The following is a 26693-nucleotide window of genomic DNA, read 5'->3' as shown; positions in this document are numbered from 1 at the left end:
GTGCCCGTCATTCCCGCGCAGGCGGGAATCCAGGTTCGTCGAATACCCGGCACAGTAAAACTTGGATTCCCGCCTTCGCGGGAACGACGATGTTGGTTCGCGGGAACGACGTTGTTGGTTCGCCGGAACGAGTCAAATACCCGGATTATCCAACCCCAACTCCGCCGGCCAGGGCACCGGCGTATCCAGCGCGCTGCGCGGACCCGAAGGATGGGTCAGGAAAGCAGCCACCAGCGCAATGAATACCCAGACGACGATATTGCGCAGCGAGGCTGCGTTACCGCCGGTAACTTCGTCTCCGGAAATAAGCCGCTTGAGGTACCTGGACAGGATCTTCACGATGAGCCCTTGGGGAAGGATTCTTTTATAGACATTCGCAATCTATATGATTCGCCGCCGTTTTTCCAGCAAACGTATTGATATACGAACTGATGAGCGGCATTCTAGCGACAATATAGATGAGGCGTCGCACATCTGGCGTCCGTATTTCGGGTTAGGCGGGCGGCTGGTATGGAAGAGGCTTTGCCGCAACGCTCTGGTAGAATACCGTGATCGTTGACATGCCCGGAATTATCGGGCATATGCATGCAGTTCCCCTCCCCGACTACATCCATGTTTAGTTTCTTCAAAAAGAAAAAGCCTGAAGCCGAGACGCCTGTCCAGACCGAGTCCGCTGCTGCCGAACCGTCCACGGCCGCCGAAGCGCCTGCGGAAGCGCCCGCCCAGCCGGGCTTCCTGCGCCGCCTGTTCGGCGCCAGCGACGACACCTTCGTTCCCGCACCCGAGACCGCCCCCGAGACCGCGGCCGAGTCCGAGCCGGAAGCGCCTGCCGCGCGCGAGGCCGAGGTTCCCGATCCCGTCGCCACCCAGATTGCCGAGCAGGCCGCCGTCATGTCGAACGGCTACGAAGGCCAGCTCTTCCCCGAGACCGCCGAGCGTCCGGGCAACGAAGCCGAGAAAAAGAAATCCTGGATGGCGCGCCTGAAGGCCGGCCTGTCCAAGACGTCGAGCAACCTGTCCCTGCTGTTCGTCGGCGCGCGCATCGACGAAGACCTGTACGAAGAGCTGGAATCGGCCCTGCTGATGTCGGACGCCGGCATGGACGCCACCCAGTATCTGCTCGACAACCTGCGCCGCAAGGTCAAGGAAGACAAGCTGCTCGACGCCGCCGCCGTCAAGGCCGCGCTGAAGGAGCTGATGGTCGACCTGCTGCGTCCGCTGGAAAAGCCGCTCGAACTCGGCCGCCACGAGCCGCTGGTGATGATGATCGCCGGCGTCAACGGCGCCGGCAAGACCACCACCATCGGCAAGCTTGCCAAGCACATGCAGCGCTTCGAACAGTCGGTGCTGCTGGCCGCCGGCGACACCTTCCGCGCCGCCGCCCGCGAGCAACTGATGGTCTGGGGCCAGCGCAACAACGTCACCGTGATCTCGCAAGCTTCGGGCGACCCGGCCGCGGTCGCCTTCGACGCGGTGCAGTCGGGCCGCGCGCGCGGCGTCGACGTGGTCATGGTCGACACCGCCGGCCGCCTGCCGACCCAGTTGCACCTGATGGAAGAGCTCAAGAAGATCAAGCGCGTGATCGGCAAGGGCATGGAAGACGCTCCGCACGAAGTCCTGCTGGTCATCGACGGCAACACCGGCCAGAACGCGCTGGCCCAGGTGAAGGCCTTCGACGACGCCCTGAACCTGACCGGCCTGGTGATCACCAAGCTGGACGGCACGGCCAAGGGCGGCATCCTGGCCGCCATCGCGCGCACCCGCCCGGTGCCGGTGTACTTCATCGGCGTGGGCGAAAAGCTGGAGGACCTGCAACCCTTCAGCGCCGACGAGTTCGCCGAGGCGCTGCTGGGGTAAGGCCAGATGATCGAATTCCAGTCCGTCTCCAAAAAATATTCCGCCGACGCACTTGCCCTGAACGATGTTTCGTTCAGCATCGGCAAGGGCGAACTGGTCTACCTCGCCGGCCCGTCCGGCGCCGGCAAGTCGACCCTGCTCAAGATGATCGCCGCCGTCGAGCGTCCGACCAACGGCAGCGTGGTCGTCAACGGCCAGGACATCGGCAAGCTCAAAAAGGCCGGCGTGCCCTTCCTGCGGCGTAACCTGGGCGTGATCTTCCAGCAGCAGCGCCTGCTGAACGACCGCAGCATCCTTGCCAACACGATGCTGCCGCTGATCGTCACCGGCGCATCGACCGCCCAGGCCGAGCAGCGCGCCCGCGCCGCGCTCGACAAGGTCGGCCTGCTCGACCGCGCCAAGGCGATGCCGCTGGAACTGTCCGGCGGCGAGCAGCAGCGCGTGGCGATCGCCCGCGCCATCGTCAACCGTCCGCAGATCATCCTGGCCGACGAGCCGACCGCGAACCTCGACCGCGCCGCGGCCGACCGCGTGATCGACGCCTTGCGCGCCTTCAATGCCGTCGGCGTGACCTGCATGATCTCGACCCACGACGAACAGATCCTGGACGCCGCCGCGCGCGTGATCCGCCTCGAGCATGGCCAGCTGGTGGGAGGTGCGGCATGAACATCTGGTTCCGCCAACACCGCTTCGCCCTCGGCGCCGCTTTTGCCCAGGTGCGCAAGTCGCCGGGCAGCTTCCTGTTCAACGTGCTGGTGGTGTCGCTGGCGCTGACCCTGCCCTTCGCCGGCCTGACCCTGCTCGACAACGTGCGCCCGATGTCGGAACAGCTCTCGGTCGATCCCGAGATCAGCCTGTTCATGAAGACGGACGCCACCCGCGAACAGGCGCAGGCGCTGGCGCCGCAGCTGCAGCGCATCCTGGCCGGCAGCCACGCGAAGATCAGCTTCACGCCGCGCGAGCAGGCGCTGGACAACCTGAAGGCCAAGAGCGGCCTCGCCGACGTCATCGAGACCCTGGGCGACAATCCCCTGCCCGACAGCTACGTGATGAAGCTGCAAGGTTTTACCAGCAGCGCCGACGCTGCCCGCATCGACGGCATCGCCGATCAGCTGCAGGCGCTGCCGGGCGTGGACTCGGTGCAGGTCGACTCGGCCTGGGTGAAGCGCCTGGCCGCCCTGCTGGGCGTGCTGCGCCTGGTGCTGCTGCTGCTGGCGATCACCCTCGGCGTGGTCGTGATCGCGGTGGTGTTCAACACCATCCGCCTGCAGGTACTGACCCAGCGCGACGAGATCGCCGTCTCCAAGCTGCTGGGCGCGACCGACAACTTCATCCACCGCCCCTTCTACTACACGGGCGCCCTGCTCGGCCTGTGCGCCGGCACGGTGGCGCTGGGTGCGGTGGCGCTGGCCCTGCGTCCGCTGAACGCGTCCATCGCCGAGTTCGCCCGCCTGTACGCATCCGAATTCCAGCTCGTGCCCTTGTCGGCGCTGGGTTTGGCAGGCTTGCTTGCCATCAGCGCCGGACTCGGGCTGGTGGGCGCGATGCTGTCGGTGCAGCGGCATCTGGCGCGCCTGAATTAATTATTCTTTCGCTAACTCGGCCGCTGTTCGCCAGAAAAAACCGCGGCCGAGGCGGGGAATACGCCTACAAACGTAAGTGCGCCACTTCACAGACCCCATATCATGTGGGGCCTAACCTGTCTTCTACCAAGTTCAAATCGTAAGAGCGTCACGTTTGACCTCCGTCAACCGTAGCGCTCTCACCTGCTCTACAGTTGAACCAAAGCCACAAAATCAATTCTTTAGAGCAATACTTTAGCAGGACTTAAGGACGTCGTCGGGGATATGGTGGCGGCTAGCACTCACCTCAAGAGAGTGCTAATATTACGTCAGTACTCAACGGAAGTGGCTCAAGAGCACACCGTTCGCATCCCGTAACAAACCGTAAAATTTGCGCCTTCGGGGCGATTTTGCGGTCAAATTGACGATGCAGCACAGATTATTCTACGAGGGAAAATGACTATGTCCGCACAATCCGCATTGGTTCCCGCTGGCACCCGTGCTCTGGGACTGGGTTTCACTGGCAATCTCGGCAACATCGACGCCTATATCTCGGCCGTCAACCGTCTGCCGATGCTGTCCCACGAGGAAGAGGTCTCGCTGGCAAAGAGCTTGCGGGACAAGAATGACCTGGACGCCGCGCAGAAGCTGGTGATGTCGCACCTGCGCCTGGTGGTCTCGATCGCACGCGGCTACCTCGGCTATGGTCTCCCGCACGCCGACCTGATCCAGGAAGGCAATATCGGCCTGATGAAGGCAGTGAAGCGCTTCGACCCGAACCAGGGCGTGCGCCTGGTGTCGTACGCCATGCACTGGATCAAGGCCGAGATGCACGAATACATCCTGAAGAACTGGCGCCTGGTGAAGGTCGCGACGACCAAGGCCCAGCGCAAGCTGTTCTTCAACCTGCGCAGCAACAAAGTGGGCCTGGATGCCATGTCGCCGCAACAGGTGGCCGACATGGCCCAGATGCTGGGCGTCAAGCGCGAAGAAGTGGTCGAGATGGAAACCCGCCTGTCGGGCCGCGACATCGCGCTGGAAGCGCCGACCGACGACGAAGACGACAAGTTCTCGCCGATCGCCTACCTGTCCTCGGACCAGCAGGAGCCGACCAAGGTGCTGGAAGCCAACGACACGGTGCGCCTGCAGTCGGAAGGCCTGGAAACCGCCCTGGGCAAGCTGGACCCGCGTTCGCGCCGCATCGTGGAAGCACGCTGGCTGGCCAACGACGACGGCTCGGGCGCGACCCTGCACACGCTGGCCGAAGAGTTCGGCGTGTCGGCCGAACGCATCCGCCAGATCGAAACGGCGGCGCTGAAGAAAATGAAAACGGCGCTGGCGGCTTACGTGTAATTTGCCGGCGCAGCAGTAAAAAGCGCCTTCGGATCAATGCCAGTCAGCTAAGCTCACTGGCATTTTTTTTACTGAATCAAAACGATGCGCCACCCGCAACTGCGCCGATTGCCTGGCGCACGCTATGGCGCCGTCCGGCAACCAATCGCAGTTCCGACTCCTGCAATTGCGTTTCGCGTGTCAGCGTGTCGATGTGCGCTTCCAGTTCATCGACATGCATCGTATCGAGGTCCAGGCCGACCTGCTGGACGGCATAGGCCAGCAGATTGCGCTCGTTCGGCCGGTAGCCATCCTTGCCGCTTTTGAGACCCATCACGACCACCCCATGCAGAGCGCCGCGGTGGCACATCGGTAAAACCAGCTCACCCAATTCGGAAACGCCTTCAAGGCAGTTGCAGTTGGGATCCCGTTCGAGGGCTGCACGCTGGATCGGGTCCAGTGCCAGCACCGGCTGGGCCCGTCGCAAGGTAGAGACTGCCAACCGCAGGCCGCCATCGCGCGCCAGATAGACCGCCGCCCCGGCGCCTCGGCTGAAACGGTCCAGGGCCGTCACCAGCGCGGCCAGCAGCGCGTCGATCGAAGTGAAATGAACCGCACGGCGCACGAATTCCTGCAGCGCCTTGTCGCGCTCATGGGCGGCCTGGAACAACATGTGTTCTACCCATAGCTCAACCTTGTCATGAATGTGGTGAAGCAGGAAGAGCACGGGCAGCATCACCAATATCTCCAGCACTCTGGGCATGAACCCGAGTGGCATCTCGGGTCCCCGAAATTTACCGATCTCGTGGTCGACCAGACCGAACAGGAAAAGCACCAGCACACTGGCGACGCTTACCACCGTTATCTGGCTTGACAGTGTATGCGGGTCGAATTCAAAGACGCGATGGCGCAGAACCGCATAGAACAAGATGCAGTACATGACCAGCAGACCGCCGAAGCTGGCCATGACGGTGAAATGTACATCGCGGTAACCGGCGTCCAGCATGGGCACCTGTGTCAGGGCCGAAGGCAAGGCTCCGCAAGCGAAGGCCAGCAGCAGCCACTTGTGGCGTATGCGCAGGTTGCCGCGTGATTGGCGCATGCCGTCGACCAGGCTGGCCACGCCGAGCGCCAAACCACCTGCGACGCAGGCCTGGACCAGTAGCGACAGTCCTGGCGCATCTTTCCCCAGTCCAAACCACAAGGCGTATGCGCTGCCGGCGATCGCCAGCATCCGGTACCAGGGAAAAATGCGCCGCAACAAGCGACGGAGTGGCGTTGGATCGTAGGGCTGATAGGCCAACGCGAAGCTGGCGACGAAGTACCAGATCAAGCCATAGCTCATCATGTTGATGAGCTTACCTGCAGCAAATAACGGGCCCGACAAGTAGTTGAATGTGTAGAAGGCGTTCAGACTCAGGACCAGGAAACACAGCGCAAGCTGGCGGTAGCTGCGTTCCACAGGCTTGAGCCAGCCGATCATCAGACAGAACAACAGGGCGGGGACGCTCAGCAAGAAGCGTCCCAAGAAGTCGAAATAGTCGGCAAATGGTACGCGTACCGCTTGCGCCCTGATCGTAACTGTGCGTACCTGGCCGGCGTCGTACATGCGCAGCGTTACCGGTTCGCCAATGCCGAACCTGCGCCAGCGATCGAGCGGACGTTCGAAGACGATCTCTCGTCCGGAGCACCTGTTTTTCCCCAACTGTTGCGGGTCTGGTTCAAGGACACACAGGCGGTGCTTGTCGTGACCCCATGGGCCGAGGTGGCCAGCGCCATCGAATTCGATACCGATATCGCCTTGATAGCCGCTGCGCAGCGGTCCGAATGCGCTGCCGATCTCACCGTACAGCAGAACCACGACGCTCGCCACCAACAGGGCGATCAGGCGCTTCCAGGCCGTCGTGGACAAGGAAGGAAGTATCATTGAGCTGCCTCCATGCCTGAGTGCTGCAAATGCGCGGATCGCCGGCCCAGCATCGTCAGCAAGGCAGCACGCTGGCGCACGTTCTCCACTTCCAGCGCGCGTGCCTTGCGTTCGAGTTCCGCGATATACAGCGTGCGCAAGTCCAACCCGATCTGGTTGACCGCCTTGGCAAGCGCATCGACTTCGTCCCGGCGGTACCCGGCACCGCCGGCTTTGCACCCCATGAGGACGAAACCCAGCAAAACGCCGCGCCGGCACATCGGCAAAGCCAGGTCGATGCCGACGTCCGCCAGCGTCTCATTGCCTACCGGCGCCTGGTCGCCGCACAGCGCGACCACCAGCTCATCGTTGGCGCCATAGCTGGCCGGAACACCCGCCAGCGTTGCACCGGCCAATTCGAAGTCGCAGTCGTGCCGTCGCAGGTAAACCGCCGAACCAGCCTGTTCGCTGAACCGATCGAGTTCGGCCAGCAACGAGGCCAGCAAGCTAGGCACTTCGGTGATTCGACTGGCACCGGCAACATAGGCATGCAGTTGCTTCTCGTTGGCTTCCCAGCGCCGCAGAAGCAGGTGGCCGAGGCCCTGCTTGAGCTTTTCGTGCGTCAGATGGAACACCAGGTAGACCACAATGGCAGGCACCGCTTCAATTATCTCTGTCCACCACTGTGGGTGACGGCCGGGTAGCAATTTGGCGTCAACGATATCATCTGCCAGCGACTGGAGCACCAGGAAGAGCGCCAGCAGCAGGAAACTGCTTATCCCCTTTACCGTCAGCCGGCTCATCACGTAACCGAAATCGAACACGCGATGTCGCAGTGTGGCGTAGAGCAACATCACGTACATCGCCAACTGGCCGGCAATGAAGGTCACGATCCGCACACTGGCGCCGAAGCCGATGGCTTGCAGTATTGGAACAGTGGTAAGCAAGGGTGGAACACTGCCGAAGCTCAGCGCAACAAGCAGCCACAGGTGGCGCTGGCGGATGTCACCAGTACTGTTGCGCCAGCCGTCGACGAGACTGAGCAGAGCCAGGGCAACGCCGCTGCAAAGCAGAGCCTGTGTATAGCCCGACAGGAAAGGCATGTCGTAGCCGCAGGCGAAAACAAAGGCGAAAACCGCTCCCGCCAAGGCAAATCCTTGGTACGCCGGCGCGAAGGCGCGCAGCCAGCGCCGCAACCGGGTCGAGGCGTAATCCTGGTAATGCATGACGAAGCCGATGTAGCAAAACAGGATCAGGTCAAAGACCGTCAGCTGCACCACTTTAGCCAAGGTCGCAAGGAGACCGGGCGGCGCCAGGGTAAAGGAATAGAACAAGGAGCTGCCCAGCATCAGGAACATCATGGCCAGGCAACGGTAGGCGTAGCCGACCGGCTTGCGCAGCGCTATCAGCAGCGCGAACGACAAAGCGAATATGCTGATCGTCAACCGTCCCCAGTAATCGACCAGCCCCATGGCCGTCAAAATCCCGGGTTTGGCCTCGATGGTGAGCGCATCGACTTTGCCCGCATCGGGCCGCGTATCGTGCACCTTGCTCAGCGCGACCGCTTCGTTCGCGTGGAATACGCGCCAGCGATCCAGGAGGTGTGCGAAACGGATATGGTCACCGCCGCGCAAGGGCGGTTTGGCGCCCGCTGCAGGAGAGTCGGCATGAGGCTCGTCGATCTTGATTGTATAGCTGCCGCCGCCGTCGGGCGCGGCGCCGTAGCGGCCGAGCATGTCGATACCGGTATAGCCGACTTCGCCGTTCAACAGGACCCGGGTGCCGTTATATGCCTCGACGCCCACCAGTGCGGCCATCCCCAGCGTCAGAATGGCAATCAAGACTTTCCACGACAGAGCGGGCAGCTGGACGAGCGGCATAAGCACCTCCACAGCGGTCTGAAAATGATGCGCCTGCCTGATTACGCTGGCAATCGACCTTATGTGGATGAGCGGTATATTTACAACGGCCGGGCGCCTTTGCTTTTTAAGCCCTGGCTTGGCGAACCCACCTGCGCATCGCGGCCAGCATTCCCGCACCCAGGCACAATAAACCCAGCGAGGCCGGCTCGGGCACCTGCGCCGGCGGCGGGTCGAACTGGTGGCTGGACACCGTCGCGTGGAGGAAATTCTGGCCGTAGGCTTCGTTGGGATTCGAGAAGCCCATACCGAGGCCGCTGCGGACATAGCCGGGGACCACGCCCACGCCATTCCCGACGATGCCGTTCAGGTAGTCGGTGGCATCGGTCTTCATGGTGCCGGCCACGCGATAAGTACCTTTGGTGAGCACCAGGTCGTCCAGTTCAGTCAGGTACCAGATCGCCGTTCCCTGCGCGCTCGGCACGCGGGTGCTGGCACTGTCGACGGTGACGCTGGCCAGCAGCGTGCCCTGCTCGTTCCACAATCCCACCGTGTGGCTGCCGGTGAGGCCGTCGCCTTCGGCATCCATCCAGCCCAGGCCGTCGATGGTGATGGCGTCCGTGACCGTGAACGCGGTGCCGGACGTGTAATTGGAAGCGCCGTGGCTGGTGGAGTAGGTGGAAGACTTGCTGGCGTCGATCAGCAGGCTTGCCTGGCTGGTGCCGGACAGCAGGGATGCGGCGCAGAACAGGCCGATACTCAGGGTGCGAAGTGTCATGAAACGTCCAATCAAAAGTGATATTTGAAAGACATCATTGAAACAAATCGCACCCCAAAAAGCTTCCCCCCGGCAAGGGGGATTTCTGCCGTTTCAGCCCAGCTTTTCCTTGAAGAAGGCGACCGTCCTGCCCCACGCCAGCTTGGCCGCCGCCTCGTCGTAGCGCGGCGTGGTGTCGTTGTTGAAGCCGTGCTCGGCGCCGGCGTAGACGAAGTGCTGGTAGTGCACCTTGTTGGCCTGCAGCGCAGCCTCGTAGGCGGGCCAGCCGGCCAGGATGCGCTCGTCCTTGCCGGCGTCGTGGATCATCAGCGGCGCGCGGATGCGGGCGACGTCGGCGGCTTGCGGCTGCGAGCCGTAGAAGGGCACGGCGGCCGCCAGGTCGGGGACCTGGGTGGCCAGGTAATTCGCAATGCCGCCGCCCCAGCAGAAGCCGACCACGCCGACCTTGCCCGTCCCCTGCGGCAGCGTGGCCAGCGCATGCGCGGCGGCGACGAAATCGGCGCGGGTCCTGGCCTGGTCCAGCTTGGGGAACAGGGCCCGGGCCTTGTCCTCGTCGCCGGGATAGCCGCCCAGCGGGGCCAGCGCGTCCGGGGCGTAGGCGATGAAGCCCTCGAGCGCCAGGCGGCGCGCGATGTCTTCGATGTGCGGGTTCAGGCCGCGGTTTTCGTGCACCACCAGGATCGTCGGCAGCTTGCCCTTGGCGTTCGCCGGCATCGCCAGGTAGCCGCGCACCGTGCCGTAGCCCTGCGGCGACGGAAACTCCTGGTAGCTGGTCTTGATGCGGGCGTCGCCGGCGGCCGCCAGCGGCGCCGCGAACGAAGGAGACAGCTGCGCCAGCAGGGTGGTGGCGGTCGCGCCGCCCACCGCATAGCGTCCGGCCCGCGCGAGGAAATCGCGGCGCGACAGGCGGCCGTGCACGTAGCCGTCGAAAAGCTTCAGTACTTCGGGGTCGAAATCCGCCGCGGTCAAACGCTTCATGTCCTGTCTCCCTTGTTAAAAAAGCCAGTCTAACGCATTGCATTCTCGTACGCCGCCTGCAGCTCGCCGAACACCGAGCGTTGCGGACGCGGTGCGCCGAGGTGCAGGTGCCGCAGTTCTTCCATGAAGGCTTCCCACAGCGCCGGCCCGCCCTGCTCCAGCAACTCCGCGCGTACCGACAGCTCATGGCTGGCAGCCGTGTGCCGCCGGCCCCAGGCCGCCATCTGCGCCAGCAGGGGCAGCAGCTGGATGGCCGATTCCGTCAGGCTATAGATGCCTTTCTGCCTGTGCTGGGGGTCCGGCCGCCGCGTCAGCAGGCCGGCGGCCACCAGGCGCTTGAGGCGGTCGGCCAGGATGTTCGACGCGATGCCCTCCTCGCTCTGCGCCAGCAGGTCGCCATACGTACGCCGGTTCCCGAACATGAGGTCGCGGATGACGATCAGGCTCCAGCGGTCGCCCAGCTGTTCGAGCGTCAGGTTGATCGGACAGCCCGACCGGCTTGCCTGTGACATCGCCTTCTCCCACACAATCTGCTTGCAATGTGCAAGATGATAAAGTATCTTTTATCCACTTGCATTTCGCAAGTGGTATCCCACCCACCTCACTGATGAAAGCGGTCCAACCATGTCGCTCGCCCTCTACGGTCATCCCTTTTCTTCATACACCCAGAAAGTGCTGATCGCACTGTACGAAAATGCCCTGCCCTTCGAGTTCCGCTGCATCGGGCCGGACACGCCGCAGCATGTGGGCGAATGGCTGCGCCGCTGGCCGCTGCGCAAGTTCCCGCTGCTGGTGGACGGCGAGCGCGACGTGGCCGAGACCAGCATCATCATCGAATACCTGCAGCTGGCACATCCGGGACCGGTGCGCCTGCTGCCGGCCGATGCGATGGCCGCGCTGGACGTCCGCTTCCTCGACCGCTTCTTCGACCTGCACGTGATGTCGCCGGTCCAGCACGCGGTGGGCGGCGCCCTGAGCGGCGATCCGGACAAGCGCCGCGAGGGCCTGGCGCATGCGGCCGAAAAACTGGAATGGGCCTATGCCTGGCTGGAACAGCGGCTCGCCGACCGGACCTGGGCCGCGGGCGACGGGTTCAGCCTGGCCGACTGCGCCGCCGCGCCCTCGCTGTTCTACGCCGACTGGGTTCACCCCATCTCCGCCGACTACCCGGTGCTGCGCGCCTACCGTTCGCGCCTGCTCGGCCGGCCCTCCTTCGCCCGCGCGGTGGAAGAGGCGCGCCCCTACCGTCCCCTGTTCCCGCTGGGCGCGCCGGACCGCGACTGATCGGGTGCGCGCGGTGAGAAAGCGCGCATCTTTCCGATATGGCAATACGGTATCGTGTCGGTTTCCCAGCAAGGAGACGCCGTGGCCATATCCGCAAACCTCAGCGGTTCGATCCGCATCGACGGCACGCCCGCCAACGACACCCTGAAGGGCACGCTGTCCGACGAGGACATCCACGGCGGCGCCGGCGACGATGACCTCATCGGCAACGGCGGCAACGACCTGCTCGACGGCGGCCCCGGCGACGACTACCTGGTTGGCGGCAGCGGCAACGACACCCTGCTGGGCGGCGACGGCGACGACCTGCTGTTCGGCCAGGGCGGCAACGACAGCTTCGACGGCGGCAGCGGCCTGAATATCATGGTCGGCGGCAAGGGCGACGACCACTACGAGATCCACGACCGCCGCGACCTGGTGATCGACCTCGGCGGCCACGACAGCGGCACCATCCACGCCGACTGGTACAAGACCAATCCCGACATCGAGGACTGGACCTGGGCGCCCGGCGTGCAGAAGCTGCCCTACTGGATCGATGCCCTCGTCTTCGACGGCGCCCCCTTCCTCGACGGCGTCCTCGGCGGCAATCGCGTCATCGGCTATGCCTTCGCGCAGACCTCGCCGAGCTTCTTCGACGACGACGACAAGAACGGATTCAATCCTTTCAACGCCGACCAGATCACGTACACCAAGGCGGTGCTGGCCTACATCGAGACCTTGATCAACGTGCACTTCGTCGAGACCACCGACACCGAAGCGCTCGGCACCATCGTCTTCGCCAACAACCAGCAGGAAGATTCGGCCGGCTACGGCTATACGCTGCAGCCGACCCGGGCGGGGTCGCGGGTGATGGTCGACTCCACCCAACTGGCGCTCTCGCCGAATCTCGACAGAGGCGCCGAATTCATGCGGGTGGTCACCCACGAGATCGGCCACGCGCTGGGCCTCAAGCATCCCTTCGCCGACGCCGACGCGACCGGCAACAGCGGTCCCGGCCCCTACCTGCCGCAGTCGGAAGACCATGTACTGTACACGGTGATGAGCTACACCGGCATCGAGCGCAATCCCGGCCAGTTCAGCCCCCTCGACGTCGCGGCCCTGCAGTACCTGTACGGCCCGGCCAGTAACTACCACGGCGGCGACACCCGCTACACCATCGGCCGCGACTACCTCATGATCGGCGACGGCGGCGGCAACGACACCATCGACGGTTCGGCCCAGACCGAAAACCTGACCCTGTCGCTGGAAGCGGGCTACTGGAGCCATGTCGGCACCAAGGCGGCGACCATCACCGCGCGCGGCCAGATCACGATCGACATCGGCTCGGTGATCGAGAACGCGATCGGCGGCGCGGGTAACGACAGGATCACCGGCAATGCGGTGGCCAACAGCATCGCCGGCGGCGCCGGCAACGACACGCTGGGCGGCGCCGGCGGCGACGACCGCCTCGACGGCGGCGCGGGCCTCGACACGGCGGTGTATGCGGGCGCGCGGGACGGCTACACGATCGCGCGCAACGAGGCCGGCATGACCGTCACCGACAAGAGCGGCGCCGAAGGCAGCGACACCCTTGCCGGCATCGAGCGCCTGCTGTTCGCCGACGGCGCGCTGGCCTTCGACACCGACGGCGTCGCCGGCCAGGCCTACCAGTTGTACGCGGCCGCCTTCGACCGCGTGCCCGACCTGGCGGGCCTGGGCTACTGGCTCGGCGTGATGGACCGCGGCGCTTCGCTGGTGGACGTGGCGACGGCGTTCACGAAGGACACCGAATTCACGAAGATGTACGGCGCCACCCGCAGTGCCGAGGACTTCCTGACCAAGGTCTACGAGCACATGCTGCACCGGGCGCCGGATCCGGCCGGCTACGCTTACTGGCTGCAGGTGCTGAAGAACGGCGCGACCGAAGGCCAGGTGCTGGCCGGCGTCAGCGAGGGCACGGAACTGCACGCCCTGCTGGTCGGGCAGATGCAGGACGGAATCGCCTACCTGCCCTACGGCGCCTGAGCGGCGCCGCCTACTCCTTGTCCTTGCGCCGCAGCAGGGACAGGATCACGAAGGCGAACACCGCGCTGACCACCGCCGTGGTCTCGCGGCCCATCCCGGCCGCCACCCCGATGGCGGCGGTCAGCCACACGCTGGCGGCCGTGGTCAGGCCCTTGATATCGTTCCGTTCGCGCAGCTTGAGGATGGCGCCGGCGCCGAGGAAGCCGATCCCCGCCGTCACGCCCTGCAGCACCCGCGACAGGTCCTCGGTCCGCATGCCGGCCTGCAGCGGAATCAGGATGAACAGCGCCGAGCCGAGCGCCACCAGCATGTGGGTGCGCTGTCCGGCCGAGGCGCCGACCGACTCGCGCTCGTAGCCGAGCAGGCCGCCGAGTCCCACCGCGACGATCAGGCGCACGACCACGCGGGTGATGTCTTCGGCGTTGCCGAGGTCCGAGAATTCCTCCTGTATCGTGCGCCAGCTCTGCTCCCACCACATGCGGTCCTCCCCGAGAAATTCCGCACATGATGCCAGCCGGGCCGTTTCGGCGACGCACGCGGATCAGATCTGGGCCTGGCCACCGTCGACGAAGAGTTCGGCGCCATTGACGAAGGAGGCGTCGTCGGATGCAAGGAACACCGCGGCTTTCGCGATCTCGTCCGGCTCGCCGACGCGGCCCAGCGGGATCTGCGAGGCCATGTAGTCGAGCAGGCCTTGCTGCTGCCGGGCGTCGTCGCCGGCCAGTTCGACCAGGCCGGGGGTGCGGGTGGCGCCCGGGCTGATGGTGTTGATGCGGATGGCGCGGTCCTTCAGGTCGAGGATCCAGTTGCGGGCGAAGGCGCGCACCGCGGCCTTGCTGGCGGCGTAGACGCTGAAGGCCGGAGTCCCGGAGCTGCCGGCGGTGGAGCCGGTCATGATCACCGAGGCGCCTTTCGACAGCAGCGGCAGGGCCTTCTGCACGGTGAACAGGGTGCCCTTCACGTTGCGGCCGAAGGTGTCGTCGAACTGCTCTTCGGTGATCTCGCCGATCGGCAGCATCGAGCCGCCGCCGGCATTCGCGAACAGGACGTCGATGCGGCCGTAGCGTTCGCGGATCTCGTCGTACAGCTTGTCGAGATCGCCCAGCCTGCTGGAATCGACGCGCAGGCCCAAGGCGTCGTGGCCGATGGCGTCCACCGCGGCATCCAGTTCGGCCTGGCGGCGTCCGGTGACGATCACTTGCGCGCCTTCGAGGGCGAAGCGCTTGGCGGTGGCCAGGCCGATGCCGCTGGTGGCGCCGGTGATCAGGGCGATTTTGTTGTCGAGTTTGCGGATCATGATGTTCTCCTTTGCTTGATGGGTCGGTTGGGTCAGTCGATGTGAGGCATGGTACCGATGACCGGGGCCATTTAAAATAGCAATAATCACAAACCATCGTTGCATATTTGGAGGTATGTAGATGTCGACCCTGCCCGATTTCGAAGGCCTGGCGATGTTCGCCAAGGTGGCCGAGGAGCGTTCCTTCGCCGGCGCCGCACGCGCCCTGAACGTGTCGGTGGCGACCGTGTCGCGCGCCGTCGCCCGGCTGGAAGAGCGGCTCGGCGCGCGCCTGCTGAACCGCACCTCGCGCCAGCTGGCGCTGACCGAGTTCGGCAACATGATCGCGGAGAGCGCCCTCAAGGTGGTACGCGAAGCCGAAGCGGCGGAAGCGGCCGCGCGCGAGACGTCGGCGAGGCCGCGCGGGCTGGTGCGGCTGTCGGTGCCGATGTCCTTCGGCCTGCGCTGGGTGGCGCCGCTGATGCCGGCCTTCTTCAGGGAATATCCGGAAGTCTCGGTCGACCTGCACCTGAGCGACGCCCAGGTCGACCTGGTCGGGCAAGGCTTCGACGCCGCCCTGCGCATCGCCGTGCTGGCCGATTCCTCCCTGGTGGCGCGGCGCCTGAGCCCAGTCGCGCCGCTGGTGGTCGCCTCCCCCGCCTACCTGCGGGAGCACGGCACGCCCGAGCATCCCTCGGACCTGGCCCGGCACGCCTGCCTGGGCTATGCCTACCGCGCGCGCAACGACGTCTGGCGCTTCACCAACGCCGCCGGCGAGGAGGTCAGCATCAGGCCCAACGGCCCGCTCAGGGTGACGAATGCCGACGCCCTGATGCCGACCGTGCTGGACGGCCTGGCGATCGCGGAATTCCCGGAATTCATCTGCGCCGACCAGGTGCGCGACGGCCGCCTGGTGCCGATCCTGAAGGACTGGACCCTGCCGCGCGGTGGACTCTATTTCGTCACACCCTCGGCGCGCACGCGGCCGGCCAAGGTCGAGGCGCTGTCCGAGTTTTTCGTGCGCCACCTGGGCAGGCCGGACTGGCGGATCGTGGACTGGTAGCCTGCGTTTTCAGTGCAGCCTGACCGCGGCCACCGTCACCTCGTCTTTCACTTCGATGGCCGCGTCGTCGAAGCCCGGCGGCCCGAACTTGCCGCGGGCATCCCGGCTGAAACCGTAGTTCTCCTTCGGGATGCCGATCAGGTTGCGGTCCAGTTCAGCATTCTCGTTCTCGTCCTGGTAGGCCAGCACGGCCCAGGTCCCCTTCGGCACGCCGGACACCGCGATCACGTTCTCGCCCTCGCGGGCCGGCATCGATGCGGAATAGGCGCAATGCTTGAGGAAGCGTTCCCTGTCGCAGACGGCAACGTTGATCCTGCCCTTGCCGGCAACGACGGCCGAGACGTGGACTTCGACCGTGGCGGCCGATGCGCAGGCGGCGGCGCCCAGCAGCAGGCAGCCGGACAGCAACTGGATGAATCGGGTCATGCGTTTCCTTTCTTGTATGGTAGGCTGGTTCACATGCTGCTCGATGCCTTCATTCTCATCCTTACCGTGGTCCTGATGGAAGTGTTTTCCATCGTGGCGCACAAGTACGTGATGCACGGCTTCGGCTGGGCGTGGCACCGCTCGCACCACGAGCCGCGCAGCGGCTGGTTCGAGAAGAACGACCTGTACGCCGTCGTGTTCGCGGGCGTGGCGATCGCCCTCATTTACGCCGGCGCCACCCTGGGCCACCATCCGCTGGAATGGATCGGCGCCGGCATGACGGCCTATGGCCTGCTCTACTTCGTGGCCCACGACGGCCTGGTGCACCAGCGCTGGCCCTTCCGCTACGTGCCGCGCAGCGGCTACCTGAAGCGCCTCTACCAGGCCCACCGCATGCATCACGCGGTGTCGGGCAAGGACGGCGCGGTGTCCTTCGGCTTCCTGTATGCGCCGCCGGTCGAGGCCCTCAAACGGCGCTTGCATGCGCTGCACCAGGGGCCGCTTCGGCGGCGCCACCCGGACGCTGCCACAGGCCGGCCGGACGCGTCTGCAGCGCATTCGCGCCCGCCAGACGCGAACTGAGGGCCTGCCCTCCTCCCTCCGCCAGCAGGCGCAATTTGGTCGCCTTCGAGGTGCCCGCGCGCTCATCCCAGGCATGCGCACCGCGGCGCTTCACCACGATGCCGATCTGCCGGTATACCTTGCGCGCGGTGGCGATCGCCCAGGCCGAACGTAGCGGCAGCGCGACGATGCCGCCGAGGGCCGAGGCGTAATACGGCTCGGCGTGATCGACCAGGCGCGCGGCCAGCTTCGCCAGCGCCGGACGGTGCCGCGGCAGCGCGAGTTCGTCGCGGGGGATGCCGGCTTCGCGCAGCCACTGGGCCGGCAGGTAGCAGCGCCCGATCCGGGCATCCTCGACGATGTCGCGCGCGATGTTCGTCAGCTGGAACGCCAGGCCGAGGTCGCAGGCGCGGTCGAGCACACGCGCATCGCTCACGCCCATGATCGAGGCCATCATCAGGCCGACCACGCCGGCCACGTGGTAGCAGTAGCGCAGGGTGTCGTCGATGCTCTCGTAGCGCGCGCCCTCGACGTCCATCGCGAAGCCGGCCAGGTGGTCGAAGGCGAAGCGCTGTGGAATATGGTGGCGCAATGCCACTTCCTGGAAGGCGGCGAAGGCCGGGTCGCGCATCGTCTCGCCGGCATAGGCGCGGTGGGTCTGTTCGCGCAGGCCTTCCAGCTTGTTTGCGGCATCCGGCTGTTCGCTCGGCGCCGCATTGAAGCCCAGCTCCTGGCCGTCGACCACGTCGTCGCAATGGCGGCACCAGGCGTACAGCATCAGCACGCTGCGCCGGGTGGCCGGGTCGAACAGCCTGGCGGCGGCGGCGAAGCTCTTCGAGCCGACTTCGATGGCCTGGGTGGCGTGGTTCAGCAGCCCGTCGTTCATACCCGCACTCCTTCCTGCATCTCCTTCAGCATCAGGCCGGCCGTGGCCTTGGCCGAACCGATCACGCCCGGCACGCCGGCGCCGGGATGGGTGCCGGCGCCGACCAGGTAGAGGTTCGCCAGCGCGGCATCGCGGTTGTGCGGACGGAACCAGGCGCTCTGGGTCAGCAGCGGTTCGAGCGAGAACGCCGATCCATGATGGGCGTTGAGCTGGTCGCGGAAATCCAGCGGCGTGAAGATGCGGCTGGTGACGAGCTGGCTGCGCAGGCCCGGCATGTAGCGCCGCTCCAGGTAGTCGAAGATGCGCTCGCGGTACTTCGGCCCCTCCACTTCCCAGTCGATCGGCGCATTGCCGAGGTGGGGCACCGGCGCCAGCACGTAGTGGCTGCCGCAGCCCGGCGGCGCCAGCGAGGGATCGGTCACGCAGGGGGCATGCAGGTAGAGCGAGAAATCCTCGGCCAGGGTCTCGCCATGGAAGATGTCCTTGATCAGCTCGCGGTAGCGCGGGCCGAAGCACACCGTGTGGTGGCGCAGCTGGCTGTGGTGATGGTCGAGGCCGAAGTACAGCACGAACAGCGAATTGCTGAAGCGCTTCTTGCGCAAGGCCTCACCCTGGGCCTCCCCGCGCGGATGCCCGCCCAGCAGCTTGGCATAGGTGTGGACCACGTCGGCATTCGAGGCCACCGCATCGGCATCGAACCGGCGGCCATCCTCCAGGCGCACGCCGCGCACGCGTCCGGCGCCGGTCTCGATTTGGGCCACCGCCGCGTTCAGTTCGATGCGCCCGCCGATGTCTTCGAACAGGCGCACCAGGCCGCGCACCAGGGCGCCGGTGCCGCCGCGCGGGAACCACACCCCCCACTCGCGTTCCAGCGCGTGGATCAGCGTGTAGATCGAGGACGTGGCGAAGGGATTGCCGCCCACCAGCAGCGAGTGGAAGGAGAAGGCCTGGCGCAGCTGCTCGTCCTGGATGAAGCGCGACACGATGCCGTACACGCTGCGCCAGGCCTGCAGGCGCGCCAGCTGGGGGCCGGCGGCCACCATGTCGCGGAAGGACAGGAAAGGCACGGCGCCCAGCTTCAGGTAGCCTTCCGCGAACACCGCCTTCGAATAGGCCAGGAAGCGCCGGTAGCCCGCCACGTCTTGCGGGTTGCGCGCGTGGATCTGGCGGTCCAGGGCTTCCTGGTCGTTGGCGTAGTCGAAGTGGCTGCCGTCTTCCCAGCACAGGCGGTAGAACGGCGACACCGGCAGCATCTCGACATAGTGTTCCATGCGCTTGCCGGCCAGCGCGAACAGCTCCTCGATGCAGGAGGGGTCGGTGATGACGGTGGGGCCGGCGTCGAAGGTAAACCCCTGGTCTTCGTACACGTAGGCGCGGCCGCCCGGCTTGTCGCGCTTTTCCAGCAGCGTGGTCTGGATGCCGCGCGCCTGCAGGCGGATGGCCAGGGCCAGGCCGCCGAAGCCGGCGCCGATGACCACCGCGCGGCGCGGTTCGATATTCCGTGCGTTCATTCTGCTCTTCCGATCTGGTGAGGGTAGATCTTGCAGGCCGCAACGAAAGCCTGCTTCAGCGGCACCGGCGGCTTGCCGGACAGGAGACGCGCCTTGTCCTGCAAACTCAGGCGGCCGGCATAGAAATGCTCGATCAGGGAGGCCGGCAGGCGGTAGAAGCGCTGCATCACGCGCCAGCGGTGGTCCGGGCTGCCGGCCAAAAACAGCATGCGGTTGAGCAGCCGGAAGAAGCGCTGGCGCCGCCATTCCGTCTGCGCTTCGTCGCGGATCGCGGCGAACAGGGCCGCCGCGCACAGGTCGCCCAGGGCGGCGATGCGCTCGCTGAGCCGCACCGCATGCGGCAGCGAGTAGCCGGTGGTCGAGTGGAACAGTCCGGCGCGCAGGCCCACGCTGGGCTGGCCGGCCAGGTCGTCCCAATAGGCGTCGAAGTCGCCCGCCAGCACGATCGGCAGCCTGCCCTCTTCCTCGCGCAGCAGTTGCGCGATCCGCCAGCCGCGCGCCCGCGCATAGGCGCCGATGTTGGCGCGCAAGCGTTCGGGTTCCCAGGCGGCGCTGTCGACGTAATGCGTGTCCTCGATCAGCAGGCGCTGCGCATCGAAGGGCAGCACGTAGACGAAGCGGTAGCCACCCTGCTGCCCGACGCTCGCATCCATGATGATGGGCGCGGTCAATCCATGCGGTTCTTCCAGGCGCACTTCCTGGCCGAGGAAGGTCTGCCAGCCCAGCGCGAGGCGCGGGCTGCCGCGCATGCCGCGGCCGTCGATGACAGCGCGCGCTTCCAGCACCTCGCCGTCCTCCAGCCTGACCCGGCTCGGGCCGACACTGGCAATGCGCACGCCCAGGCGCAGGCCTGGGCCGAGGGCCGGCTCGATCGTGCGGGCGAAATCCTCGGAGGCGATACTGGCGTAGCCGCCTTCGAGCGTGCGGCTGAATTCCGGGAACACGACCTCGTGGCGCGGCCAGCGGCGCGAGACCAGCGGCGCGATCCAGGCCTGTTGCGCGGCGTCGAGGTCGCCGTCATGGAAAGACCAGGTGTGGTTGCCGCCCAGGCGTTCGCCCTGCTCCAGCAGCAGGATGCGCAGTTCCGGCCTGTGCCGGGCCAGGCGCCAGGCGATCAGGCCGTTGGCCAGGCCGCCGCCGGCCAGGATCAGGTCCCAAGGCGCGGCTTTCATGCCGGGGCGCCCGCCCGCGCCATCCTGTCCTCGCTGCGGCGCAGGCGCACGGCCGCCTCGACGATGTCGGCGGCGCGCGACGTACCGCCGGCGCGGGCCAGGCTGACCCTTTGCTCGTCGAGGCGGACGCCGAACTGCGGCTCCTCGAACAGGCGCCGCAGCTGGCGGGCGATGGTGGCGGCGCCGGCCAGGCGCGCCGATGCGTGCAGGCCGATCCCGGCGTGCAGGATGCGGGCGGCGGTGCCCGGCTGGTCGAAGGTCACCGGCATTGCCAGCAGTGGGGTGCGCGCCTCGACCGCATCCATCACGGTATTGATGCCGGCATGCGAGACCACCGCGTCGGCGCGCGCCAGCGCTTCCCGCTGCGGCGCGAAGGCACAGACCGCGGTGGCGCCGGCGCGCAGCAGCGCTGCTTCCCGGGCCGCATCGAGGCCGCCGCAATGCGCGACCAGCAGCTGGGCGTCGAGCCGGCGGCACGCCCTGGCGACGCGTTTGAAGATGCCGAATCGATGGCCCTGCAGGGTACCGAGGGAAGCGAACACGAAGGGCCGGCCGCTGTCCAGTTCCGGCAAGGGCGTCGGCGCCGCGGCGCCGGCGTCGCCGGGCGCGCGCAGCGGCCCCACATGGTGGAAATGCGGCGGCAGCGCGCGGCGCGGGAAATCGAAGGCTTCGGTGGTCTGGCTGATCTGCGCCAGCGGCGACAGGCACTCATGCAGGCCATCGCGCGCGGCGATGCCCAGCCGGCGCGACTCGGCCTTGATGACTTTCCGGTGCGGACCCATCATCCAGTCGTAGACGCGGGTGCTGCCTTCCACCACCTGATGCCCGCGTTCGCTGTAGTCATACGCGAACGGCATCACCGCCAGCGGAATGCCGGGTTCGCGGTTGACCGGCATGGCGCAGGCCACCGAGACGAAAGGCAGGCCGAGCGCTTCGGCCACCATGCCGCCGGCCGCCTCCATCTGGTCGGCGATGACGACGTCGATCTGCAGCGCGTCCAGCGCGGCGGGCAATTCGCGGCACAGCATTTGCGTACCGCGCCCCATGTCGAGGATCACCTGGCGCAAGCCCAGCGGACCGCCTGGACTGGCGGCGCGCCGCAAGGAGGCCGCCAGCGAACCGGGTGGATGGGTGACGTGGCCGAGCGAGTGGAAGCCGAGGCGGCGGTTCTTCAGGTAGATGGCCGCGTCCGGCCGCTGCAGGAAAGTCACGCGGTGGCCGCGCCCGACCAGTTCGAGGCCGAGCGCCGCCAGCGCGCTGAAGTGGCTGTAGAACGCCGGTGCGACCACGCCGAAGTGGGCCATGCGCCTTCCCGTCCGCGCTCAGTGGCGCGCCAGGCTCGTCCTGGCGCCGGCCGCATGCGGGTGCGTGCCGGTACCGGGGAAGCGGACGCCTTCGTGGGTCTGCGCGAACAGGCCGGCGACGAAGCGGCGGGTATGGCCCTGCTCGCCCAGCGCCGCGCTCAGGTGGCGCTCGGCGTCGAACAGGTGGCCATTCAGGCGGCGCCGCGCTTCCTCCTTGCCCAGGGTGTTGATGAGGGTGGCCTTGCCGATGTCCTGGCCGACGTCCTTGCCGGTGACGGCGCTGTCGTTGCCGGGGCCGTCCTGGAAATCGTCGCGGATCTGGAAGGCATGGCCGGCCGCCAGCGCGAAGGCGCGCAGCGAGGCCGCCACGCAGTCGTCGGTCTCGGCGATGATGGCGGCCATGTCGACCGCCACGCCCAGCAGCACGCCGGTCTTGAGCTCATAGGTAGCGGCGATGTCGGCCGCGGTGTGCCGGCGGCCGCGCAGGTCGAGAAACTGGCCCTTCACCAGGCCCTGGTCGCCGATCGTCTCCGACAGCCTGGCGACCAGGCGGGCGCGGATCGCGGCAGGGATCTCGCGCGCCGAGGCGACGATGCCGAAGGCGCGGCTGAGCAGGCCGATGGCGGCCAGGATGGCGACGTCTTCGCCGAACTGCACGTGGATGGTGGGCCTGCCGCGGCGGAGCATGGCATTGTCCATGCACGGCATGTCGTCGAGGATCAGCGAGGCCGCGTGCACCATCTCGACCGCGCAGGCGACGTCGACCAGGGCCTTCGACTCGCAGCCGAGGTCGTGCGCGACCAGCAGCAGCAGCAGCGGCCGCATGCGCTTGCCGGCGCCGAGCGCGCCGGCGCGCATCGCCTGCGTGAGCAGGTCGGCCTGGTCCGGGCTCTGCGCCAGGTGGTGGCCGATGCGTTCTTCCAGCTGCCGGCGCAGCAGCGCGAGTTCGTCAGGCGAGACCCCGTCCAGTTCTTTCATGCCGAGCCCGCCGAACCGCCGTGCCTGTGTCTTCATTCGCACCCCTGCCAGATTTGATGAAATTGAGTTTCATGATACCGGAAACATATTAAAAAATAGCCAACTGAATCCAAGCGTGCGCGACCTTCGCGCAACACGAGAGTGCCCTGCCCAGGCTGGCAACTTTGCTATGATTGGCTTTCCGCAAATAACCGGAAGGTCCCGATGAAGTGGCTGAAGTGGCCGACGTATCTCGCTCCGCTCGTTCTCCTTGGCCTGGCAGGCTGCGCCGGCGCGCCGCTCAAGGACGGCACCTATCCGCTACAGCCACACCAGCGCGTGGCCCTGTCCGGCGACACCACCCTCACCTATGACAGCTTCAGCGACAGCCGCTGCCCGGCCAACGCGCGCTGCATCTGGGCCGGCCGGCTGAGCTTCCAGTTCGTGCTGGAAGGCCCGGACGGCCGCGAAGAATTCTCCCTCGGTCCGGACCAGCTGAGCGCCACGCCGACATCGCTTCACGGCGCACGCGTGGCGCTCGATCCGGCCAGCATCCCGCCCGCGCGCAACGCCGCCGCGACGCGCCCCGGCTACGTCATCCCCGTCACGCTCAAGGTAAGCACGCCATGACCACTTCCGCGAAAGCGCTCGCCAGCGCACTGATCCTGTCAATCATCCTCGCGCCGCCGCTGGCGCTGGCCAGGACGCCGGTCGCCACCGGCACCGGGGGCGCGGTCGCCACCATCAGCGAAAAGGCCTCGGCATCGGCGCTCGCCATCCTGAACAAGGGCGGCAACGCGATCGACGCCGCCGTCGCCGCCGCCGCCACGCTGGGCGTGACCGACCCGTTCAGCTGCGGCATCGGCGGCGGCGGCTTCATGGTCATCTACCTGGCCAGGGACAAGCGCGTGATCACCCTCGACCACCGCGAGACCGCGCCCGCCTCCTTCGGCCCGGGCGTGTTCCAGGAAAACGGCAAGCCTGTCGATTTCGAGACGGCGGTCGCCAGCGGCGCCGCGGTCGGCGTGCCGGGCACCGTGCGCGGCTGGCACGAAGCCCTGCAGCGCTACGGCACCATGTCCTTCAAACAGGTGCTGGCGCCGGCCATCGACGTGGCCACCAGGGGCTTTCCCGTCAGTGAAACTTTTCATAAATTGACGGCCGAAAATGAAAGAAAATTTCAGCTATTCACGACCACCAGCCGGCTCTACCTGAGGGACGGCAAGGCGGTGCCCACCGGCACCATCCTGAAGAATCCGGACATGGCCAAGGCCTACCGCGAGATCGCCGCGCGCGGCTACAAGGCCTTCTACGAGGGTCCGATGGCGAAGGCGATCGTCGACGCCGTGAACCGTCCGCCGCTGGCCAAGGGCGCCTCCGTACGTCCCGGCACGATGTCGCTGGCCGACCTGGCCAACTACGAGGCGCGCATCCGCCAGCCGATACGCTCGACCTATCGCGGCTACGACGTCTACGGCATGCCGCCGCCCAGCAGCGGCGGAATCGCGGTGGCCGAGGCCCTCAACATCCTCGAAGGCTACGACCTGAAGAGCATGCCGCGTCCGAACGTCGAGCACCTGTACCTGGAAGCCAGCCGCCTGGCCTTCGCCGACCGCAACGCCTACCTGGCCGACCCGGAATACGTCGACGCCCCGATCGAGGGCATGCTGGCCAAGCAGTTCGCGGCCCAGCGCCGCTCGCTGATCCGTCCCGACAAGGCGGCCGGCGTGGTCCCGGCCGGCGACGCCTTCCTGTACGAGAACGACCAGAGCTTCCCGCTGCGCCCGCAGCAGAAGCTGATCCAGGAAGGCACGCACACGACCCACCTGACGGTGTCGGACAAGGAGGGCAATGTGGTCGCCTACACCTTCACCATCGAATCCTGGGGCGGCAGCGGCATCGTGGTGCCGGGCTACGGCTTCCTGTTGAATAACGAGATGACGGACTTCGATTTCACCGGCCCGGCGCCGAACATCCCGGAAGCCGGCAAGCGCCCGCGCAGCAGCATGGCGCCGACCATCGTCATGAAGGACGGCAAACCGGCCTTCACCATCGGCAGCCCGGGCGGCGCGACCATCATCACCACCGTGCTGCAGACCATGGTCAATTACATCGACCTCGGCATGCCGATGGACCAGGCGATCGACGCGCCGCGCCTGTCGCAGCGCAACGCGAAGGAGACCTCGGTGGAGCCGGGCTTCATCGGCACGCCGCAGGCGAAGGCGCTGGAAAGCTTCGGCCACAAATGGGAAACCAGCCCGCCACCAGAAGAGATCGGCGCGGCGAATGCGATCGTGTTCAATCCGGATGGGACCGTGACGGCGGTGAGCGAAGGCCACCGGCATGGGGTCGGTACGGCGCTGGTGCAGAAGCGCGGGCACTGAAAGGAAAATACATGACAAGCAAACAGGGATGGACGATCGCGCTCGCGCTGTGCGCCGCGTCCGCATCGGCTACCGAAGCCCCCATCCAGAACGTGACCCTGTATCCCGGCAGCGCGACGGTCGAACGCGCCGTCGAGGTGGCGCCGGGCATGACCCAGGTCGAGATCACCGGCCTGCTGGCCAACTTCGATACCGGCACCATGCGCCTGCAGGCCAGTCCCGGCATCCAGGTCGGCCAGGTGCTCACCCGCGACCGCTCCAGCGCCGACAGCCCCAGCCCGCGCCAGGCCGATCTCGAAGCGAAGATCCTGGCCCTGCAGGACCAGATCGCCGCCATCGACGTCGATACCAGGGCGTCGCAGACGGCCCAGAACTATCTCGAGCACCTGGGCGGCGGCGGCGAAGGCACGGCCCGTGCGCCGGCCGATCCGAAGACCCTGCTGGCCACCGTCGACGCCATCCGCAGGGGCAGCGGCGAGGCGCTCGAGCGCGTGCGCAGCGGCGAGATCAAAAAACGCACCCTGGCCAGGCAGCTCGACGCCCTCAAGCGCGAACTCGGCACGGTCCAGGCCGGCACGCGCGCCGGCCGCACCATCACGGTCCACCTGGCGGCCCGGCAGGCGGGCAAGCTGCTGCTGTCCTACCAGGTGAACCGGGCGGGCTGGAAGCCGGCCTACCGCGCCTCGCTGGATTCGAACGCGTCCACGGTCGAGCTGGAGCGGATGGCGACGATCTCGCAGAAGACCGGCGAAGACTGGAGCAAGGTCAAGTTGCGCCTGTCGACCGGGCAGCCGAACCTGTCGGTGCAGGCGCCGAACCCCTCTTCCTGGCTGCTGACTTACCAGCCGCCGGCGCAGCAGGCAGCCGTGTTCTACAGGGCGCCGCCGCCGCCCGCACCGGCGCCGATGGCGCTGGCGCGGGCAAGCGCCGCGGAAGCCGACGATTACGTCGCGCCGGTACTGGAAACCCAGGGCAGCTTCAGCACCGAGTACGAAGTGCCGGCACGGGTCGACCTGGCCGCCGACGGCCGCGAGATCTCGGTGGGCCTGACGAAACAGTCCCTGCAGGTCAGGCAGCGCGTGATGGTGGCGCCGCGCAGCGGCACTACCGCGGTGGTGAGCGCCGAGGCGGCAAGGCCGGACGGTGTGTGGCTGGCCGGCCAGGTACAGCTGCAGCGCGACGGTTCCTACGTCGGCGTGACGCGCTGGGATCCGCAGTCCGGCGAGCGCTTCCAGTTCGGCTTCGGCCCCGATCCGCTGGTGCGGGTCGCGGTCGAGAACCGCAACCAGAAGTCGGGCCAGGCCGGCTTCTTCAAGCGCGACAACCAGCGGCGCATCGACGACAGCTTCACGGTGACGAGCTTCCACCGCCAGCCCATCGACATCCTGGTGCTCGAAGCGACGCCGGTCAGCGAGTCGGACAAGGTGGCCGTGAAGATCGCGCTGAATCCCGAGCCGAGCATCAGGGAGTGGGAGCACCGGCGCGGCCTGGTCGGCTGGGAAAAGACCCTGAAGCCGAACGAGACCGCGCGCTTCGACGTCGACTACGTCATCGACTATCCGCAGGAAGGCTACGTGCAGGGCTTGCGCTAGCCCC

The 26693-nt window shown here is 66.5% G+C and carries 25 protein-coding genes; 11 read left to right on the top strand and 14 right to left on the bottom strand.

Features of this window, described 5'->3' with window-relative positions:
* Nucleotides 1–132 precede the first annotated feature (132 nt).
* Entirely contained in the window at nt 133–339 is a 207-nt protein-coding gene (locus AB4Z32_RS12655) for a hypothetical protein (RefSeq protein WP_442122198.1), read from the bottom strand.
* Nucleotides 340–612: 273 nt separating this feature from the next.
* Between AB4Z32_RS12655 and ftsY the strand changes: the two genes are divergently transcribed.
* The 4 genes from ftsY (at nt 613) to rpoH (ending at nt 4772) form a co-directional block, all read left to right on the top strand.
* Nucleotides 613–1857, top strand: coding sequence for a signal recognition particle-docking protein FtsY (gene ftsY / locus AB4Z32_RS12650; RefSeq protein ID WP_442122197.1), 1245 nt, complete (start codon nt 613–615; stop codon nt 1855–1857).
* A 6-nt stretch (nt 1858–1863) separates the two neighbouring features.
* Nucleotides 1864–2523, top strand: coding sequence for a cell division ATP-binding protein FtsE (locus tag AB4Z32_RS12645; protein WP_442122196.1), 660 nt, complete (start codon nt 1864–1866; stop codon nt 2521–2523).
* Nucleotides 2520–3440, top strand: coding sequence for a permease-like cell division protein FtsX (gene ftsX / locus AB4Z32_RS12640; RefSeq protein WP_442122195.1), 921 nt, complete (start codon nt 2520–2522; stop codon nt 3438–3440). Before AB4Z32_RS12645 ends, ftsX begins: the two co-directional genes overlap by 4 nt.
* 441 nt (nt 3441–3881) lie before the next feature.
* Nucleotides 3882–4772, top strand: a complete 891-nt coding sequence (rpoH, locus tag AB4Z32_RS12635) for an RNA polymerase sigma factor RpoH (RefSeq protein WP_442122194.1) — start codon at nt 3882–3884, stop codon at nt 4770–4772.
* 76 nt (nt 4773–4848) lie between these two features.
* Here the strand turns inward: rpoH and AB4Z32_RS12630 are convergent, their stop codons facing one another.
* From AB4Z32_RS12630 to AB4Z32_RS12610, 5 genes are all read right to left on the bottom strand, one after another.
* On the bottom strand, nt 4849–6663 hold the full coding sequence (locus AB4Z32_RS12630) for a hypothetical protein (RefSeq protein WP_442122193.1): 1815 nt from the start codon (nt 6661–6663) through the stop codon (nt 4849–4851).
* Between the two features lie 11 nt (nt 6664–6674).
* Nucleotides 6675–8537, bottom strand: a complete 1863-nt coding sequence (locus AB4Z32_RS12625; protein ID WP_442122192.1) for a hypothetical protein — start codon at nt 8535–8537, stop codon at nt 6675–6677.
* Nucleotides 8538–8643: 106 nt separating this feature from the next.
* Nucleotides 8644–9294, bottom strand: coding sequence for a DUF4082 domain-containing protein (locus AB4Z32_RS12620; RefSeq protein WP_442122191.1), 651 nt, complete (start codon nt 9292–9294; stop codon nt 8644–8646).
* 93 nt (nt 9295–9387) lie between these two features.
* Nucleotides 9388–10272 (bottom strand): dienelactone hydrolase family protein, encoded by an 885-nt coding sequence (locus AB4Z32_RS12615; protein ID WP_442122190.1) that lies wholly within the window; start codon nt 10270–10272, stop codon nt 9388–9390.
* 29 nt (nt 10273–10301) lie between these two features.
* Nucleotides 10302–10784, bottom strand: a complete 483-nt coding sequence (locus AB4Z32_RS12610) for a winged helix-turn-helix transcriptional regulator (RefSeq protein ID WP_442122189.1) — start codon at nt 10782–10784, stop codon at nt 10302–10304.
* Nucleotides 10785–10896: 112 nt separating this feature from the next.
* Here AB4Z32_RS12610 and AB4Z32_RS12605 point away from each other — a divergent pair, with 112 nt between their 5' ends.
* Complete coding sequence (locus tag AB4Z32_RS12605) at nt 10897–11556, top strand: glutathione S-transferase family protein (protein ID WP_442122188.1); 660 nt, start codon at nt 10897–10899, stop codon at nt 11554–11556.
* 81 nt (nt 11557–11637) lie between these two features.
* Nucleotides 11638–13557 (top strand): DUF4214 domain-containing protein, encoded by a 1920-nt coding sequence (locus tag AB4Z32_RS12600; RefSeq protein ID WP_442122187.1) that lies wholly within the window; start codon nt 11638–11640, stop codon nt 13555–13557.
* Between the two features lie 10 nt (nt 13558–13567).
* On the opposite strand, the gene AB4Z32_RS12595 is transcribed toward AB4Z32_RS12600, so the two are convergent.
* Together AB4Z32_RS12595 and AB4Z32_RS12590 are read right to left on the bottom strand one after the other, a co-directional pair.
* On the bottom strand, nt 13568–14035 hold the full coding sequence (locus AB4Z32_RS12595; protein WP_442122186.1) for an MgtC/SapB family protein: 468 nt from the start codon (nt 14033–14035) through the stop codon (nt 13568–13570).
* Between the two features lie 63 nt (nt 14036–14098).
* Entirely contained in the window at nt 14099–14854 is a 756-nt protein-coding gene (locus tag AB4Z32_RS12590; protein WP_442122185.1) for an SDR family NAD(P)-dependent oxidoreductase, read from the bottom strand.
* 121 nt (nt 14855–14975) lie between these two features.
* Here AB4Z32_RS12590 and AB4Z32_RS12585 point away from each other — a divergent pair, with 121 nt between their 5' ends.
* Nucleotides 14976–15896: a LysR family transcriptional regulator gene (locus AB4Z32_RS12585; protein WP_442122184.1), complete on the top strand. Its 921-nt coding sequence runs from the start codon at nt 14976–14978 to the stop codon at nt 15894–15896.
* Between the two features lie 9 nt (nt 15897–15905).
* Here AB4Z32_RS12585 and AB4Z32_RS12580 read toward each other — a convergent pair whose 3' ends face one another.
* Complete coding sequence (locus AB4Z32_RS12580; protein ID WP_442122183.1) at nt 15906–16322, bottom strand: DUF2141 domain-containing protein; 417 nt, start codon at nt 16320–16322, stop codon at nt 15906–15908.
* A gap of 33 nt (nt 16323–16355) precedes the next feature.
* Here AB4Z32_RS12580 and AB4Z32_RS12575 point away from each other — a divergent pair, with 33 nt between their 5' ends.
* Complete coding sequence (locus tag AB4Z32_RS12575) at nt 16356–16904, top strand: sterol desaturase family protein (RefSeq protein ID WP_442122182.1); 549 nt, start codon at nt 16356–16358, stop codon at nt 16902–16904.
* Here AB4Z32_RS12575 and crtB read toward each other — a convergent pair.
* Genes crtB through AB4Z32_RS12550 form a run of 5 tightly spaced genes read right to left on the bottom strand, consistent with a single transcriptional unit; the run spans nt 16789 to nt 22770 of the window.
* Nucleotides 16789–17769 carry a 15-cis-phytoene synthase CrtB gene (gene crtB, locus AB4Z32_RS12570; protein ID WP_442122181.1) on the bottom strand — a complete coding sequence of 327 codons (981 nt, stop codon included), beginning with the start codon at nt 17767–17769 and terminating at the stop codon, nt 16789–16791. The two genes, AB4Z32_RS12575 and crtB, sit on opposite strands and share 116 nt — an antisense overlap.
* Nucleotides 17766–19280: a phytoene desaturase gene (locus AB4Z32_RS12565; protein ID WP_442122180.1), complete on the bottom strand. Its 1515-nt coding sequence runs from the start codon at nt 19278–19280 to the stop codon at nt 17766–17768. The genes crtB and AB4Z32_RS12565 overlap by 4 nt, the downstream gene beginning before the upstream one ends.
* Entirely contained in the window at nt 19277–20452 is a 1176-nt protein-coding gene (gene crtY / locus AB4Z32_RS12560; RefSeq protein ID WP_442122179.1) for a lycopene beta-cyclase CrtY, read from the bottom strand. The genes AB4Z32_RS12565 and crtY overlap by 4 nt, the downstream gene beginning before the upstream one ends.
* Nucleotides 20449–21756, bottom strand: a complete 1308-nt coding sequence (locus AB4Z32_RS12555; protein WP_442122178.1) for a glycosyltransferase — start codon at nt 21754–21756, stop codon at nt 20449–20451. The genes crtY and AB4Z32_RS12555 overlap by 4 nt, the downstream gene beginning before the upstream one ends.
* 18 nt (nt 21757–21774) lie before the next feature.
* Nucleotides 21775–22770 (bottom strand): polyprenyl synthetase family protein, encoded by a 996-nt coding sequence (locus AB4Z32_RS12550; RefSeq protein WP_442122177.1) that lies wholly within the window; start codon nt 22768–22770, stop codon nt 21775–21777.
* A 168-nt stretch (nt 22771–22938) separates the two neighbouring features.
* Between AB4Z32_RS12550 and AB4Z32_RS12545 the strand changes: the two genes are divergently transcribed.
* Genes AB4Z32_RS12545 through AB4Z32_RS12535 form a run of 3 tightly spaced genes read left to right on the top strand, consistent with a single transcriptional unit; the run spans nt 22939 to nt 26689 of the window.
* On the top strand, nt 22939–23343 hold the full coding sequence (locus AB4Z32_RS12545) for a hypothetical protein (RefSeq protein WP_442122176.1): 405 nt from the start codon (nt 22939–22941) through the stop codon (nt 23341–23343).
* Nucleotides 23340–25097 (top strand): gamma-glutamyltransferase, encoded by a 1758-nt coding sequence (gene ggt, locus AB4Z32_RS12540; RefSeq protein WP_442122175.1) that lies wholly within the window; start codon nt 23340–23342, stop codon nt 25095–25097. The genes AB4Z32_RS12545 and ggt overlap by 4 nt, the downstream gene beginning before the upstream one ends.
* A gap of 11 nt (nt 25098–25108) precedes the next feature.
* A complete protein-coding gene (locus AB4Z32_RS12535; RefSeq protein ID WP_442122174.1) occupies nt 25109–26689 on the top strand; it encodes a DUF4139 domain-containing protein in 1581 nt (526 codons plus the stop codon).
* Nucleotides 26690–26693 lie beyond the last annotated feature (4 nt).

The sequence above is a fragment of the Massilia sp. 2TAF26 genome, assembly GCF_052115005.1.
Classification (GTDB): Bacteria; Pseudomonadota; Gammaproteobacteria; order Burkholderiales; family Burkholderiaceae_D; genus Telluria.
This window is presented reverse-complemented; position numbering and strand designations above follow the sequence as displayed.

Coding starts and splice junctions, on each gene's coding strand:
- AB4Z32_RS12575 (WP_442122182.1), top strand. CDS start 16,356: ATGCTGCTCGATGCCTTCATTCTCATCCTTACCGTGGTCCTGATGGAA.
- AB4Z32_RS12620 (WP_442122191.1), bottom strand. CDS start 9,294: ATGACACTTCGCACCCTGAGTATCGGCCTGTTCTGCGCCGCATCCCTG.
- AB4Z32_RS12565 (WP_442122180.1), bottom strand. CDS start 19,280: ATGAACGCACGGAATATCGAACCGCGCCGCGCGGTGGTCATCGGCGCC.
- AB4Z32_RS12610 (WP_442122189.1), bottom strand. CDS start 10,784: ATGTCACAGGCAAGCCGGTCGGGCTGTCCGATCAACCTGACGCTCGAA.
- AB4Z32_RS12645 (WP_442122196.1), top strand. CDS start 1,864: ATGATCGAATTCCAGTCCGTCTCCAAAAAATATTCCGCCGACGCACTT.
- AB4Z32_RS12585 (WP_442122184.1), top strand. CDS start 14,976: ATGTCGACCCTGCCCGATTTCGAAGGCCTGGCGATGTTCGCCAAGGTG.
- AB4Z32_RS12590 (WP_442122185.1), bottom strand. CDS start 14,854: ATGATCCGCAAACTCGACAACAAAATCGCCCTGATCACCGGCGCCACC.
- ftsX (WP_442122195.1), top strand. CDS start 2,520: ATGAACATCTGGTTCCGCCAACACCGCTTCGCCCTCGGCGCCGCTTTT.
- AB4Z32_RS12625 (WP_442122192.1), bottom strand. CDS start 8,537: ATGCCGCTCGTCCAGCTGCCCGCTCTGTCGTGGAAAGTCTTGATTGCC.
- crtB (WP_442122181.1), bottom strand. CDS start 17,769: ATGAACGACGGGCTGCTGAACCACGCCACCCAGGCCATCGAAGTCGGC.
- AB4Z32_RS12550 (WP_442122177.1), bottom strand. CDS start 22,770: ATGAAGACACAGGCACGGCGGTTCGGCGGGCTCGGCATGAAAGAACTG.
- AB4Z32_RS12595 (WP_442122186.1), bottom strand. CDS start 14,035: ATGTGGTGGGAGCAGAGCTGGCGCACGATACAGGAGGAATTCTCGGAC.
- crtY (WP_442122179.1), bottom strand. CDS start 20,452: ATGAAAGCCGCGCCTTGGGACCTGATCCTGGCCGGCGGCGGCCTGGCC.
- rpoH (WP_442122194.1), top strand. CDS start 3,882: ATGTCCGCACAATCCGCATTGGTTCCCGCTGGCACCCGTGCTCTGGGA.
- AB4Z32_RS12545 (WP_442122176.1), top strand. CDS start 22,939: ATGAAGTGGCTGAAGTGGCCGACGTATCTCGCTCCGCTCGTTCTCCTT.
- AB4Z32_RS12615 (WP_442122190.1), bottom strand. CDS start 10,272: ATGAAGCGTTTGACCGCGGCGGATTTCGACCCCGAAGTACTGAAGCTT.
- AB4Z32_RS12580 (WP_442122183.1), bottom strand. CDS start 16,322: ATGACCCGATTCATCCAGTTGCTGTCCGGCTGCCTGCTGCTGGGCGCC.
- ggt (WP_442122175.1), top strand. CDS start 23,340: ATGACCACTTCCGCGAAAGCGCTCGCCAGCGCACTGATCCTGTCAATC.
- AB4Z32_RS12535 (WP_442122174.1), top strand. CDS start 25,109: ATGACAAGCAAACAGGGATGGACGATCGCGCTCGCGCTGTGCGCCGCG.
- AB4Z32_RS12605 (WP_442122188.1), top strand. CDS start 10,897: ATGTCGCTCGCCCTCTACGGTCATCCCTTTTCTTCATACACCCAGAAA.
- AB4Z32_RS12555 (WP_442122178.1), bottom strand. CDS start 21,756: ATGGCCCACTTCGGCGTGGTCGCACCGGCGTTCTACAGCCACTTCAGC.
- ftsY (WP_442122197.1), top strand. CDS start 613: ATGTTTAGTTTCTTCAAAAAGAAAAAGCCTGAAGCCGAGACGCCTGTC.